This window comes from Dyadobacter sp. SRI_021 (assembly GCF_057586235.1).
This window is the reverse complement of record NZ_JBYCZM010000001.1, coordinates 955,141-969,164: the sequence shown is the minus strand read 5'-3', so window position 1 is coordinate 969,164 and position 14,024 is coordinate 955,141. Positions and strand designations below refer to the sequence as shown.

14 protein-coding genes are annotated in these 14,024 nt (G+C 50.0%); 8 read left to right on the top strand and 6 right to left on the bottom strand.

From position 1 onward, the window contains the following. Positions 1 to 8: 8 nt before the first annotated feature. The 3 genes from AC2YIT_RS04060 to AC2YIT_RS04050 are packed head-to-tail and all read right to left on the bottom strand — an operon-like array spanning position 9 to position 1,329. A complete protein-coding gene (locus AC2YIT_RS04060; RefSeq protein WP_487278302.1) occupies positions 9 to 437 on the bottom strand; it encodes a hypothetical protein in 429 nt (142 codons plus the stop codon). A 14-nt stretch (positions 438 to 451) separates the two neighbouring features. Further along, positions 452 to 880, bottom strand: coding sequence for a hypothetical protein (locus AC2YIT_RS04055; RefSeq protein ID WP_487278301.1), 429 nt, complete (start codon positions 878 to 880; stop codon positions 452 to 454). A gap of 14 nt (positions 881 to 894) precedes the next feature. Continuing rightward, entirely contained in the window at positions 895 to 1,329 is a 435-nt protein-coding gene (locus AC2YIT_RS04050) for a hypothetical protein (RefSeq protein WP_430842186.1), read from the bottom strand. A gap of 510 nt (positions 1,330 to 1,839) precedes the next feature. Between AC2YIT_RS04050 and AC2YIT_RS04045 the strand changes: the two genes are divergently transcribed. The 6 genes from AC2YIT_RS04045 to AC2YIT_RS04020 all read left to right on the top strand — a co-directional run bounded on the left by AC2YIT_RS04045 (position 1,840) and on the right by AC2YIT_RS04020 (position 9,264). Next, positions 1,840 to 2,397, top strand: coding sequence for a hypothetical protein (locus AC2YIT_RS04045; RefSeq protein WP_487278300.1), 558 nt, complete (start codon positions 1,840 to 1,842; stop codon positions 2,395 to 2,397). Positions 2,398 to 2,494: 97 nt separating this feature from the next. Then, positions 2,495 to 3,115: a carboxymuconolactone decarboxylase family protein gene (locus AC2YIT_RS04040; protein WP_430842190.1), complete on the top strand. Its 621-nt coding sequence runs from the start codon at positions 2,495 to 2,497 to the stop codon at positions 3,113 to 3,115. Between the two features lie 183 nt (positions 3,116 to 3,298). After that, entirely contained in the window at positions 3,299 to 3,871 is a 573-nt protein-coding gene (locus tag AC2YIT_RS04035; RefSeq protein WP_430842192.1) for a carboxymuconolactone decarboxylase family protein, read from the top strand. Between the two features lie 36 nt (positions 3,872 to 3,907). Continuing rightward, entirely contained in the window at positions 3,908 to 6,694 is a 2,787-nt protein-coding gene (locus AC2YIT_RS04030; protein ID WP_487278299.1) for a TonB-dependent receptor, read from the top strand. A gap of 5 nt (positions 6,695 to 6,699) precedes the next feature. Further along, positions 6,700 to 7,917, top strand: a complete 1,218-nt coding sequence (locus tag AC2YIT_RS04025) for an MFS transporter (protein WP_487278298.1) — start codon at positions 6,700 to 6,702, stop codon at positions 7,915 to 7,917. A 204-nt stretch (positions 7,918 to 8,121) separates the two neighbouring features. Then, positions 8,122 to 9,264, top strand: coding sequence for a DUF3179 domain-containing (seleno)protein (locus AC2YIT_RS04020; protein ID WP_487278297.1), 1,143 nt, complete (start codon positions 8,122 to 8,124; stop codon positions 9,262 to 9,264). Between the two features lie 103 nt (positions 9,265 to 9,367). Here AC2YIT_RS04020 and AC2YIT_RS04015 read toward each other — a convergent pair whose 3' ends face one another. The 3 genes from AC2YIT_RS04015 to AC2YIT_RS04005 form a co-directional block, all read right to left on the bottom strand. Continuing rightward, a complete protein-coding gene (locus AC2YIT_RS04015) occupies positions 9,368 to 10,903 on the bottom strand; it encodes a hypothetical protein (RefSeq protein ID WP_487278296.1) in 1,536 nt (511 codons plus the stop codon). Further along, entirely contained in the window at positions 10,903 to 11,436 is a 534-nt protein-coding gene (locus AC2YIT_RS04010; RefSeq protein ID WP_487278295.1) for an RNA polymerase sigma factor, read from the bottom strand. Before AC2YIT_RS04010 ends, AC2YIT_RS04015 begins: the two co-directional genes overlap by 1 nt. A gap of 104 nt (positions 11,437 to 11,540) precedes the next feature. Then, on the bottom strand, positions 11,541 to 11,864 hold the full coding sequence (locus AC2YIT_RS04005; protein ID WP_487278294.1) for a hypothetical protein: 324 nt from the start codon (positions 11,862 to 11,864) through the stop codon (positions 11,541 to 11,543). Between the two features lie 192 nt (positions 11,865 to 12,056). Between AC2YIT_RS04005 and AC2YIT_RS04000 the strand changes: the two genes are divergently transcribed. Continuing rightward, a complete protein-coding gene (locus AC2YIT_RS04000; protein ID WP_430842206.1) occupies positions 12,057 to 13,226 on the top strand; it encodes a glucuronyl esterase domain-containing protein in 1,170 nt (389 codons plus the stop codon). A gap of 77 nt (positions 13,227 to 13,303) precedes the next feature. Further along, entirely contained in the window at positions 13,304 to 14,020 is a 717-nt protein-coding gene (locus AC2YIT_RS03995) for a hypothetical protein (RefSeq protein WP_487278293.1), read from the top strand. The last annotated feature ends 4 nt before the right edge of the window (positions 14,021 to 14,024 follow it).

Below are 14,024 nucleotides of genomic sequence, written 5' to 3'. Positions count from 1 at the left end.
TATGTGTTTTAGTTGATTTTTTCGATTTTGTCTATGTAGAGGGCGAGAATTGGACGATCAACGAGTTTTTCGCTATTCCAATCCAACAGTTTGCCGGAAATCTTATATGGAGATAAATTGGATTCATTCACTTCCCCGTATGTTAGCGGAAACCCGGCGAGTTTGTTGAGAGATTTTTCGCAAACGCGAGCAGTGTAAGTCCAATAGTGCTCGCGCCTTATAGTAGGGAATTTTCGAGTAAATCGGAATGAATAGAAGGCGTAATACGGAGGCCCTGTCAATGCTACCGGCTCATCTACGATGTATTCGACGTAATCAAACGAATAAGGATTACAACAAGAAGCATCCCTACACTCCGGATCAGGCTTATTGCGCTGGCAATTGAAAACAGTCAGGAAGAACAATGCGCTGGCGCAGGAAATCATTTTTCTTTTCATGTGTTAGGTGTGTTTTAATTGATTTTCTCGATTCTGTCTATGTACAGCGCAAAACTTGGGTTGTAGAAAGGTCCTCTGTTGTTAAGTATCAGGAGTTTACCTGACACACGGTAAGGAAATGAATCTGGAGTGGCCTTGCTTCGATGTGTCAATGGGAATCCTTCAATTCTGTAAAGCGACTTGTGACAAATGCTGGCTTCACTGGTAGGAAACGGTGCACCGGCCTCCTTACTAGGCAATTGTTTTGTAAATCGAGCGGAATAAAAGAGGGAATAAGGAGGGCCAGTTAATGACACCGGCTCATCCTGAATGTATCGTGCATACTCCCAGGGATATCCGCAGCACGAAGCATCCCGACATTCCGGATCAGGTTTATCGCGCTTGCAATTGAAAACAGCCAGGAAGAACAATGCACTGGCGCAGGAAATCACTTTTCTTTTCATGAGTTAGGCGTGTTTTAGTTGATTTTTTCAAATGTGTCGATGTAAATGGACAAGACCGGGGTGGCTGTTAACCTTGGATTTACGACGTCGGCGAATACCTTTCCTGAAACCCGGTAGATGTACTCCGTGGCAGTGGTATCCTTAAATTCGGCGTCCGGGCTGAACCCTTTCACTTTGCCCCTCGAATTTGGACAAACTTGCAAGTACCTTGATCTGTACGGGTTTTTGGGGTCGGACGGATATGCTATGGCTGCCCGAAGTGCCCCGGATGAACCATTTGGGGATCCTATCAGATGTACCGAAACATCCTTTATACTTTCCACATATTGGTTGTAAGTTGGTCCGCAGCACGAAGCATCCCTGCATTCCGGATCAGGCTTATCACGCTCGCAACTGAAAACAGCCAGGAAGAACAATGCACTGGCGCAGGAAATAATGTTTCTTTTCATGTTTAATGTGTGTTTGGTTAAAATTTCGAGCGATGCACAACGTAAGGCTTGGAAGACCTGCATCTTTTCTTCCGTCCTATTCACCGATATCAGCACCCGCGGACGGGCATTGATATCAGACAAAACATGACCGTACAAGGCAGTGGTTTTTGCCCCATATTCCTGTGTTTATTTTTCCCAGACGGGTCTGTTGGAGTGCGATATTTGGGACAATATCAAGGAGATATTTGGATAATTGAATATGAAAATCGGAGAAATGATCATAGGTACATGACTGATTATCAAGTGGTAGGAAATGAGGTGTTATGTAACGGTTGTGCATATAGGTATTCGTCTTCCTGCGGACCTCCTGTAATCCCTGCTTCCTTGAACCGGATACAGCAATTCCGTCAGAAGATGAGTGGTACGCCCGAAACCGTTATTGCTGAAACTTTTAAATAGCGGTCAGATGATTTTTTCACTTGTTTTTCTACATTTGTACAAACCGCACAAAATTTTAATATTTCAACATTGCGCAGGATCATTTCCATATTGCTGCTGGGGCTGTTGCTTTACAACATGGTGGGCTATTCGATAGTCTATCTGTCGGAGGAGCGGCATACCATCAGTGCGGCAGGGAAGGACTTGGTGGAGCAGGCGGCCGGTTCTGCGGATATTGTGATTAAAGTGCCAGTGGCAGTGCCGTACCAGACCAACTGGGACGCGCCGGAGCCCGTCCAGGGGCAGATCGAGCATAAGGGGCAGTTCTATCAAATGAAAAGTCAGCAACTGATCAACGATACATTGTACGTGCATTGCGAGTTCGACCAGACTGCCCGCGACCGCTTTTCGGATCTCGCTTCGAAGATCAACGATCAGGTGACGGGCCATGCAACCGGTTCGCAAAGCGATGCGCATTCGACCATTTTGAAGAATTTCCTCAAAGAATATATGACCGCCGGTCGCCAGCATGTATTTTATGTGCTGGAATGGGAGCCATCGAAACATTTGGCTCTGCAATCTCCTGTCAGATCTATTTTGCCTGAAAGATATTACTCCATACCATCTCCGCCGCCAGACCTGGCTTAGTTCATCTTTCTTTATTCTTCCTGAAAATGCAGAACGTTCATGTGTGTACGTTACGCGCGTCGGTGTGATGTGTGTATGTATGCCGTTGCATACGTGAATGCCCGTATCCAGGAGGAAAGACCGATTTACTAACCCAGAAATCTTCTTTCTAATGGCGCATATTGCTCTACCCGATGAATCGCTGCCCGGCATCGTCGGCCTCTTTAACTTCCGGCCCGAAACGGCTGGCCCGCTGCAATGGCTGGCGGAAACGCTGCTGCGCGGCGAATCGCCGCTCACAAGCGGCGAGCGCGAACTGATCGCTTCCTATGTGTCGCTGCTCAACGATACGCATTTCTGTCATACTTCGCATGGTTCGGCAGCGATGGCACACCTCGGTTATGATCTGAGCCTGATCGACGACATCAAAAACGGCTTTCAGCAAATCGAAATTTCATCCAAACTGCGCGCATTGCTGAACATCGCCGCCAAAGTGCAGAAAAGCGGCAAGGCTGTGACCGACGAGGACATCGCAGCGGCCCGTGCGGAGGGCGCCGGTGACAAGGAAATTCACGATACGGTGCTGATCGCCGCGGCGTTCTGCATGTTCAACCGCTATGTGGATGGGCTCGGTACCTGGGCGCCGCAAGAAAACGAGGCGTACCGCGAAATGGGGCAACGCATGGCGTTTACGGGGTATGTGCGGTTTCCGGTCAAGCAAGATGCAGTTGAAGTGTAGGTGCGTGTGGTCATTTTTAGTCATGCGTTGTCAAGTGTAGTCAAATGTAGTCAAGTATAGTCAAGTATAGTCATGTGTAGTCATGTATTGACTATTCCTGACAACTCATGACCATCCTTGACCATCCCTGACCATCCCTGACAAAAAACTACCAGATCGTTTACACAAAAGGAGCAATGTACCATGCCACATATACCACTTCCGGAGCATTTGCCCGGGATTACGGGCTTGCTGGAATACAGCCGCGTAACGGCTGAGCCTATACGCCACCTGACGCAATTCATTTTGCGGGGCGAGAATTCGCTGTCGCCCGCGGAACGCGAGCTGATCGCTACCATTGTGTCGCATAACAATGAATGCCGGTTTTGTACCGCTGCGCACACGGCTGCGGCCGATTTGCTGTTGGGAGAAAACGAAACCTGCGAGATCATGAAACAGGATATCGACGCCGCGCCGGTGTCTGATAAAATGAAAGCATTACTGAAAATCGCGAAGCAGGTACAGGTGAGCGGCAAAGCGGTAACGGCGGAATCGGTTGCGAATGCGAAAGCACAAGGCGCCTCGGATACGGAAATTCACGACACAGTGCTGATTGCCGGACTTTTTTGTCTTTACAACCGCTATGTCGATGGTATGGCGACCGTCGCGCCGGCCGACCCGCAATTTTACACCGGCCTGGGCCAACGTTTAGTGGACCACGGTTACAACCGATTGCCGAACGGCTATGATCATTTGAAAAAGCAAACCCAACCTTAGTGACCTATTGAATCGAACTTCTATAAAACCTAACCTATGAAGAGAATTTTACCCATCCTCTACCTCATCATGAACCTGTGTTTCGCGGCGGGCATGGCGACACCGAGCGCGCTGGCGCAGGCGACGAAAGTATCGGGACATATTTTTGACAACGATTCGCAGAAACCGCTTTCGGGGGTGTCGGTTTCTGTCAAGGGCAGGAATACCGGTACCATTACCAATGCCGAAGGTTATTTTGAACTAAAAACCAATACACCAACCACGCTGATCATCTCGCTCGTGGGCTACGCAAGGCAGGAAAAAGAAGTGGCTTCTTCGGAGGGGCTGCGGGTGAATCTGGTACCGGCCATCGAAGAGCTGAACCAGGTGGTGGTAACGGCTTCAAGGGTGGAAGAAAGCATTCTGCGGTCGCCGGTGAGCATCGAAAAAATGGATTCCCGCGCTATCCAGCAGACGCCCTCCGCAAATTTTTACGATGGTTTGGTCAATCTGAAATCGCTCGATATGGTGACAAGCAGTCTGACATACAAACAAATCAATACCCGCGGGTTCAACACGACGGGCAACAGCCGCTTTTTGCAATTGGTGGACGGCGTGGATAACCAACCTTCCGGTTTGGGCTTCGCGATGGGTAACCTGTTCGGTCCGCACGACATCGAGGTCGAAAGTGCGGAACTGATCCCCGGCGCGGCCTCCGCATTATATGGCCCGATCGCATTCAACGGAATGCTCAATACACGCACCAAAAATACATTTGAATACCAGGGATTGAGCGTACAGACCAAGTTTGGCATCAACCACATCGGCGATGGTACCGGCCTTGGCGCGAAACCGCTTTATGACCTGGCCATCCGATACGCGAAAGCCTTCAACAACAAACTCGCATTCAAAGTCAATGCATCGTACCTCAAAGGCACCGACTGGTATGCCAACGATTACACCGACATTGACCCTAACACCAATCCTGAAAACCGCGGTCCGAACAACCCTGGTCGCAACGCATTGAACATTTACGGCGACGAGGTAGCGCAGACGTTGCCGAACATCGGTCGTGTGTCGCGCACGGGTTATGAGGAAAAGGACCTGGCTACTTATGGCGTTTACAGCCTGAAACTGAGCGGCGCATTGCATTACCGCATTACCGACAAGCTGGAAGCCATTTATCAGGGTAACTTCAATCAGGGTACGGCACAATACACCGGCTCGAACCGGTTTGTGATCAACGATTTCAAATTCGTGCAGCACCGGTTGGAACTCCGCGGAAGTAATTTCTACGTGCGTGCCTACACGAACCATGAGTATTCGACCAATTCTTACAACACCCGTGCATTGGGGCAACAGATCAACCGCACGTGGGTGAAGGATTTGGCGGGTAACACCGTGGCGCCGAACAAGGCCGATTCGACCTGGTTTGCAAGGTATGCGGCTGCTTACACCGGCGCGGTCGGCGGAGTGACGCAACAGAACCACGCTGCAGCGCGCGCATTCGCCGACGAGGGGCGTATCGTTCCAGGGGCCGAAGCTTTCGATTCGGCCAAGGATCAGTTGATCAAAACACGCGGATTGGCTGGTGCTGGCATTCTCAGCCAATGCAGCCTGAATCACATAGAAGGAATGTATGATTTCAGCTCGCTGCTGAAGGTGATCAATTTGCAGGTCGGCGGTAACTACCGGAAGTATTTCCTCAACACGGGCGGGACTCTTTTCGACGATAAGGATAAAAACCTCACCAACGAGGAGTACGGCGTATTTGCCCAAGCTTCGAAATCCCTTTGGAAAGATCGTTTGAAACTGACCGTTTCGGGCCGTTACGACAAGAATGAGAACTTCGACGGGCGGTTCACGCCGCGCGCATCCGCTGTTTTCTCACCCAATGAAAACCACCATTTCCGTGCATCTTACCAGACAGGGTTCCGTAACCCGACCATCGGCGATCAGTATATTAAGCTGAATGTCGGCCCGATCATCATCCTCGGCGGCGCGCCCGTGAATTCGGAGGGTATGAATGCGTATACCAATTCGGTGACGATCGCTTCGTTTTCGCAATTTGCTTCGGCATTCGGAGCGGATATGGCAAAGGGTATTCCGTTCCCGCAGGCCGTGGTCAACAACAAAAGCAAACTGGTAAAATCGGATGTGCCTTATATCAAATCCGAAAAGGTGAAAAGTTATGAAGTAGGTTACAAGGGTTTGATCGCTAAGCAATTACTATTCGATGTCAATTACTATTACAGCCAGTATACCGACTTCATTATCAATACCGTAGTTGCGGCAGCCCCTTCGAATATCCTGGCGGCGGACGGCTCGGTGAACCAGGCGGCTGCGATGGAATTGCTGGGGGCGGGGAGGCAGTTGTACCAGTTGTATACTAATGCCAAAGATAAAGTCTCCATTCAGGGTGTCAGCGCCGGTTTGACTTACTCTTTACCTAAAAATTACAAAGTATCGGCCAATGCGACCTGGATCGATTTCAACATGGGCGATGCCGATCCGAACAATATCCCGGCTTTTAATACGCCGAAATGGAAAACCAACGTCATGTTCGGCAATGCGCGCCTGACCGACCGGCTCGGTTTCAATGTGGCGTGGCACTGGCAGGAGGCTTTCGATTGGTACGGCACGTTTACCGAAATGCGTCCGGGTCGTGTGAATGCCTATAATTTACTCGATGCACAGGTAAGCTACCGCATTCCCAGCCTGAAAACGATTGTAAAACTGGGTGGTTCCAATATTACCAACAAATACATCGTGCAAGCTTACGGCTCGCCGGCAGTGGGTGGACTGTATTATGTAAGTCTGAATTTCGACGAACTATTCCGCTAATGGCTATGGAAACTTTGGAAATACAACGTGTGGAACCGATCAGCGTCAGCCAGAAATGGCTTGCGTTCATCCTGTGCGTGGTGGCCTACACGCTGAGCGGCACGGTATCGACGCTGATGTCGGTGTACCTGCCGGTGGCTATTCCGGAGCTGAAAGGTTCGGCAGTGAGCGAGGCGGAGCTGGGCGAAATAGGTGCTTATGTGAATGCAGTTTACCTCTACGGCTGGATGTGCGGCGGGTTGCTGTTCGGTGTGGTAAGCGACCGCATCGGCCGAAAGAAATCCCTGACGCTTGTTACTGCGCTGTATGGCATTTCGACCTGCCTCGTTACCATTGTTCCCGACTGGTACTCATTGTTGGCTATCCGTTTCACTGCCGGCATGGGCGTGGGCGGCGTTCTGCTGATCACGACGGTTTACATTTCCGAAATATGGGAGGACCGCAGCCGCGCGGTGGTCCTGGGCGTTCTGGCCGTTTGTTTTCCCATCGGTATTGTTACTACCGGGAGCCTTAATCTCTTGTTTTCAAACTGGCGCACGGCATTCGGCATTGGCTTCATCCCGGTTGCCGCTGCATTGCTGATCTTCCTGCTTTTGCCGGAGTCGGACCGGTGGAAAGGTGTCAGGACAGTCAGAAATGGTCAGGAAGGAATCTTCGATGCTCAAAATCTACCGAATGTGATCCGCGGGTCGCTGATTTTCGGTGCTGTACTGATCGGGCTTTGGGGGATATTCTCCTGGCTTCCTACGTGGGCACAGTCGTTGCTCGCAAGCGGGGAGGACGGGCAGAAAGAGCGGGGCATGCTGATGATCCTGCTCGGAATGGGCGGTATTACCGGCGGGGTGTTTTCGGGGATTCTGATGAACCAGTTCGGTAAGAAAAATACCTTGCTGGCCACATTTGCCACCTGCGTGGTGATGTGCGGAGTGCTGTTTATCACTAACCGTACCTTTTCGAATATCATTTACATTGAAACGGCTATGCTCGCATTCTGTTTCGGGATCAGCCAGGGAGCTTTGTCGAGCTATATTCCCGAGCTGTTCCCATTTGCGGTGCGTGGCACGGCTACCGGTTTTTGTTTTAACGTCGGCCGGTTTTTTACCGCTACGGCGGTGTTTTTCATTGGCTCTCTTGTGACGGTACTCGGAGGTTTTGGGAATGCGTTGCTGGTGTTCTCACTGCCTTTTCTGGTGGCCTTGTTTGTCACATTCAGAAGCAAATGAGTTGGATTATGCGTATTATCATAGGTTAATATATTAGGCAAACGGGTTCGCCGCCTGGCGAACCCATTTCTTCAATCTTTCGGTGCTCTGCACCTACAAATCTTTCGGTGCGCTGCACCTACAAATCTTTCGGTGCGCTGCACCTACAAATCTTGCGGTGCGCTGCACCTTTTTGTGATCTGACTATTATTTGGGGTATTATATATGAAGAAGCTTTTCTATTTAGGTATTGTTGGCATTATCCTTTATGAGATAGCGAAGGTATATTTTATCATGCCTATGCCGGGCAGCCAGCGGATGAACAGTATCGACGCCGCTTATATCCTGCATACCTGGCGCTGGCCGTTGCGGATATTGTTCTGGGCGATGATCGTCGCCGGTGGGTTCGCGGTGTTTTCAGGTAAAAGGAAATGGCTGCCTGCCATTGTGGTGCTGCTTGCCGCAGGTATTGTCTACGCAACCAACTTTGAAATGGCCGCAGATACGATGTTTTACCAGCCCTCGCAGGTAATCCAGCACAATGCCGCTACCAACAAAGTGGCTATGGATCGGTTGGTGATCGGCGTGGAGGCCAATGGTGAAGCCAAAGCGTATCCGATCCAATATATTGGTTATCACCACCAGGTGCGGGATGTCCTTGGGGGAAAACCTATTATGGTTACTTATTGTACGGTATGCCGCACAGGTCGGGTTTTCGAGCCCACGGTGGATGGCAAACCGGAGGTGTTCCGCCTGGTAGGAATGGACCACTTCAATGCGATGTTCGAAGATAGTCAAACAGGCAGCTGGTGGCGGCAAGCTAATGGCCAAGCGATTGCGGGTCCGCTGAAAGGCAAAATGCTTCCCGAACTCGCCAGCACGCAAACTTCATTGAGCCAATGGCTGAAACTGCACCCAAATAGTAAAGTCATGCAGCCGGATCCTGTGTACCAGGCCAAATACGACTCCATGAGCCGTTACGAATCCGGCCGCGGAAAATCCGCGCTCACCAAGACCGATACATTATCCTGGAAAGACAAATCCTGGATAGTAGGTATTCAGGCGGGTGGCAAGGCCAAGGCATTTGATTGGAACCGTCTCAAAAAAGAGCGGATCATCAATAACCAGGTCGGTAATGTGCCGGTAGCATTGGTGCTCGGCGCCGACAACAACAGCTTTTTCGCATTTGATAAGGGAATTAACGAGCCGTTCACCCTAAGAAACGACACCATTATCACTCCAACCAGTACTTACAATCTACTCGGCAAACGCCTCACCGGCACTGGCAACGATCTGAAACGCCTCAACGCTTACCAGGAATTCTGGCATAGTTGGCGCACCTTCCACCCCAGTACCGAACAGTACTAAGTTCGGTACCGGCTATGAGTGTTTTCGCGGCCGCTGCTGTGACATCCGGAAGCATAGCGCTAGTGAAATAACCGCGAAATGATTCCGGTCCACGGGGCGTCAATCATCTTATCAAAAATCTTATCGACATCTGAAAATTAGGGGATTTGACGCTCTTGAACCCACCTAATGACAAATTTGAAAGAGGTATGATAGTTGTTAAGCCAGTTTGCAAGCGGTTGTTGAAGACTGTTCTGGAGTAGAATAATATTCCTACACGAAGGCTCCATTGCTCCGGGTTGATATACGACCTCAATGCGTCCTGTCCTCTTGCTGTCAAATACGACCCGTCGAGGATTGTGCCGTTAGCGTAGTCGGTTTCTTTTCGAAACAGTGCCGACGAGTACCGGGCATACGAAAGGCCGCCTACCAGTGATAATCCGCGGGTCACCTGAAATTGGTATTGAAGGGAAAAATTCAGCCCGAATGCTTTAATGAAGTTGGTATTGCGATAAATCTCTCGGTAGGTTGAGTCCACCGTTGCAATCGAGTCAACCCGCTGGCCGACGCGCTCTTTGTCGCCGAAATAGGAATGTAAGGGGTTGAAAATAAACGTGGCAGTATGCCTGTCCCAACTTTTGGAAACGAATACACCAGGGATCGCTAGTCGCAACGGATGCTTCGCGCTGTCGGCTCCGGTGAGCATATAATTGGTCGAGACAACCGACCGCGTGAGGTTCCATTCAGGGCCGAAATGCAGATTTGTAAAGATAGACTTTTGCTCTTTTGGTTTCGGTTGGGCTTCATTCAGTACCGGTTTCCGAACAAGTTTGCCTAAATCGCTTGGAGAACCCATGAAATGCCCGCGAAGTGGTTCGAGGCTATTGAGCAAACTTCCTGCGGGCGGAGCAGACGATGTTTTTTCATGGCTAACAGAGGTCGTATTGGCCCGATTGACAACGGAAAATTCGGTTGGTTTTTGGGCACTACCGGCGTTTTCGGATCGGGCAAGAGTATTCGGTGATGAGATATCGGGTTGATCGTCGACCTTGTGAATTCGCGCGTTGCGTTCGGGCGCAGCGGATGAATGTGCGTTACGCCTGCGCGTATACGAGGAGACATGAGCGGGCCCTGCATGATCGGGAGTTTTCAGCTTCGATTCGATACGCCTCGCCGTGATCAGTTCCGAGGCTTTTTGCTCGGGGTGATTGCCATTTACAGTGCTTTCGCTGCTGCCGGTTCCGATTTTTGCCCGGTCGGTTTCAGAGCTAGCATCTCTGTCGACGGCGGTGTTCGCACGATATTTAGCGGTTTTTGTTTGTTCGGTGACAGGATTAGCGTTTCCAATATCTGTGGTATTTCTATGTTCAGAAGGAATCCCTGATGGTGCGATTTGCCGGTATTCAGCTTTATTGCTATTAAAAACAATTAATGCAATTACCGCCGAAACAGTCACTACTGCAGAGAACGCTATGAATAATCCTTTGAAACTTCCCAAAGATTTCCAGAACTGTGCCGGCCATTTTACGCTATTCATTTCGTCGTTTGCCGTGGCGTCCAGCATATCGCTCATGCCTGCCCACGCGTCGTCCGCCCGAATTTCGGGTTCCGGCAGCGGGTCACGGAGAAACTTGTCGATATGTTTGTCGTTCCTTTTCATCACAGAAGGTTTTCAAAAATGATTTTCAACCTGCTCCTGCTCTCACTTAAATGCCATTTGACGGTGCCTTCGCTGATGGCCAGTGAGCCGGCTATTTCTTTCACCGAAAAGCCATCCATGTAGTACAAGCTGCAAATACGGCGTGTCGCCACCGGCAGCTGCATGAGGTATATGCGAATATCTCTTCCCGAAAGCTGTTCAAAAGGGTTTTCGTGCGCAACAAACCCCATCTTATCCTCGATTTCCACATAATCAAACGCCTGTGTTCTCCGGTCGCGGAGCATGGTGAGTGCAGCATTGCGGACGGTGGTGTACATCCAGCTGAAAAACTCGCCTTTGGCCGAGTCGTACTGGTCGATATTTGCGAATACTTTCAGCATACCATTGTTGATCGCCGTGACGATGTCATGTTTGTCTTCAAAAAAGTTCTTGCAAAGCGCAAACAGGACAGGGTAAAATTGCCGGTACAATTTTTCCTGACTCTGGCGCTCCCGTCGCCTGCAACCCGCCAGTGTATGATGTAATGTATCCAATGAGTATCGAGATGCGTAGCCAGCGATGTTTGACGCCGGCTACACTTGTTTTGTTTCATTGAAACGTTAAAAACGACATTTACGGAAATCGCTCATACCTGCCTTCAACGAACAGTTTTGAGACGTGCCAAAGCTCCTGAAGCAATGGATCGGCGTCGGGCTCCAAGGGTATCGGAGAAAGAGCTGTCGACGATAATGCTATCCCGGAGGGTTGTGTCCTTGTGGATACTGTCATTTCTAATACTGTCATTCCAAATGCTGTCTGTTCTGATAGTATCCAAGGGAATACTGTCGAGCTTCGCACTATCACTCCCCATCCTCGCCGAAACCGGTACCGGAGCATTCTCCTCCAATTTGCCCCGTTCGCAGGCGACCAGCTGGATTAACAACAATGCAACGCATAATACCAGCCATTTTTCTGTTCTCATGACCATCAGTGTTTAAAATTTAGAAAATATAAATGAGGTGGCCACCCTGTCAATAAAATAAACTACGGAGGGAGGGCGGAAGGTTGGGTCTCTTTTAAAAAAATGTTCAGAGAATTCGATTAAGATGTGCTTTGTCAGTAAATACCAGTTAATTGCGCGTTTTATTTTGAAATGGATGCCTAACTAATTCACATGAAACGAATAGCCCTTTTCTTGATCCTGCTGGCTGGTTCTCCGGTTTTTTCCCAGAATTACGATGAAGCGAAAGTTCCGCATTACATCTTACCGGATGTACTGAAAACCACCTCGGGGAAAACAATCCGTAACGAAGAAAAATGGGAGAAGCTGAGAAGGCCGGAAGTCCTGAAACTGTTTGAAGACCATATTTACGGGCAAATGCCTACGGACTACGATAGCATCCGCTATGCACTGACAGAAGACGACGGTGCGGAAATGGCTGGCAAGGCGGTTTTGAAACAGGTAGGTATCACCGTTTTCAGAAAAGGGAACTCGGTGCAGATCAACGTGGTCCTTTTTGTACCTGTCCAGGCCAAGAAGCCGGTGCCGGTGTTTTTGCTGATTAACAACCGCGGAAAAGAGAATACCGATCCGACAAGGGCGAAAAAGAGCGAGTTCTGGCCTGCCGAAATGGTCATAGACAGCGGTTTCGCGATCGCCGCATTCCATGTGAGCGACCTCGCGCCCGATAATAAAGACACTTACATGAATGGCGTTCTGCAAAAACTTTACCCCGAACAGCTGAAAAAGGATAATGGCATGAAGGCGATAGGGGCCTGGGCCTGGGGCGCGAGCCGCGTGATGGATTATTTTGAAACCGACAAAGATATCGATGCTAAAAAGGTGATAGTAGTAGGGCATTCGCGGGGTGGTAAAACATCGTTGTGGGCGGCTGCGCAGGACCAGCGCTTTGCGGCTTGCATTACCAACTGCTCAGGCAATACCGGTGCAGCTTTGGCGCGGCGCCAATTTGGCGAGCGGATCAGCCGGATCAACACTACTTTCCCACATTGGTTTAACAACAATTACAAAAAATACAATGACAGGGAAAATGCGCTGCCGGTAGACCAGCACATGCTGATCGCGCTCATCGCACCCCGGCCCGTATACGCCACCAATGCGTCCAAAGACCTCTGGGCCGATCCCAAAGGGACGTTTCTCGCGTTGAAGGCTGCTGAGCCGGTGTATGCATTGTACAAGATCCAATCGGGATTGCCCAAAGACCCGCCGGGAATCGATAAGCCAGTCATCGGTTCGCATTTTGGTTATCACAATCGTGAGGGCGAGCATAACATGACGGCCTATGATTGGGGCAATTTTGTCCGGTTTGCCAGGAAGTTTTGAGACGTGCAACGGTTTAAATTAGATTTGGCTCTAAGTAACCGAACATCCCTATTTACCTCTATTTCCTATCAGTATTTATGTTTCAAAAGTTTACGATCGCGTCGCTTTTCGCGTTGCTGCTCATCGCCGGGTGCGCTCCAAAAATCCGGACGAATGTCTCTCAAAAATATCAGCCGCTTAATTACAATGAAGAGGTTTGGGTGCTTCCCAAAGACTCGGTGGGTATAGGCCTGGCGGAAGTGCTGGGGACTGTGAAGGTTGGTGATGCCGGTATGACAACCAATTGCAGTTACACCGTGGTACTCGAAAAAGCCCAAGAGGAGGCCCGCAAAGCGGGTGGTAATGCGGTGCGGGTTATCGAACACAAGACTCCGGATTTTATGAGTTCCTGCCACCGCATCACCGCAGAAGTTTTACGGATTAGCCCCGATCAGATCGCGGTATTGAAACAGGTCGAAACCGAAGCCGATTCGTTGATCGACCATGCTATTCTCTATGTTTATCGTAATGGAGGAGCCGGGGCGTTGGTTAGTTATAATCTGAGCCTTGGGGATTCGGTCATATGCCGGGTTACGAACAAATTCCGCCAGAAAATTGAAATCCGGACGGAGGGAGCGCAGGAGCTTTGGGCTAAAACGGAGTCGAAGGCCTATGTACCCATCGATATCAGAAAAGGGCGCACCTACTATCTCCGGTGCGGAGTAGGAATGGGCGTGGTCGTCGGCCGTCCGACCCTCGACCTGGTCGATAGCCGGACAGGTAAAGCCGAATACTTTAGTAAAAAACGTAAATAAGCCC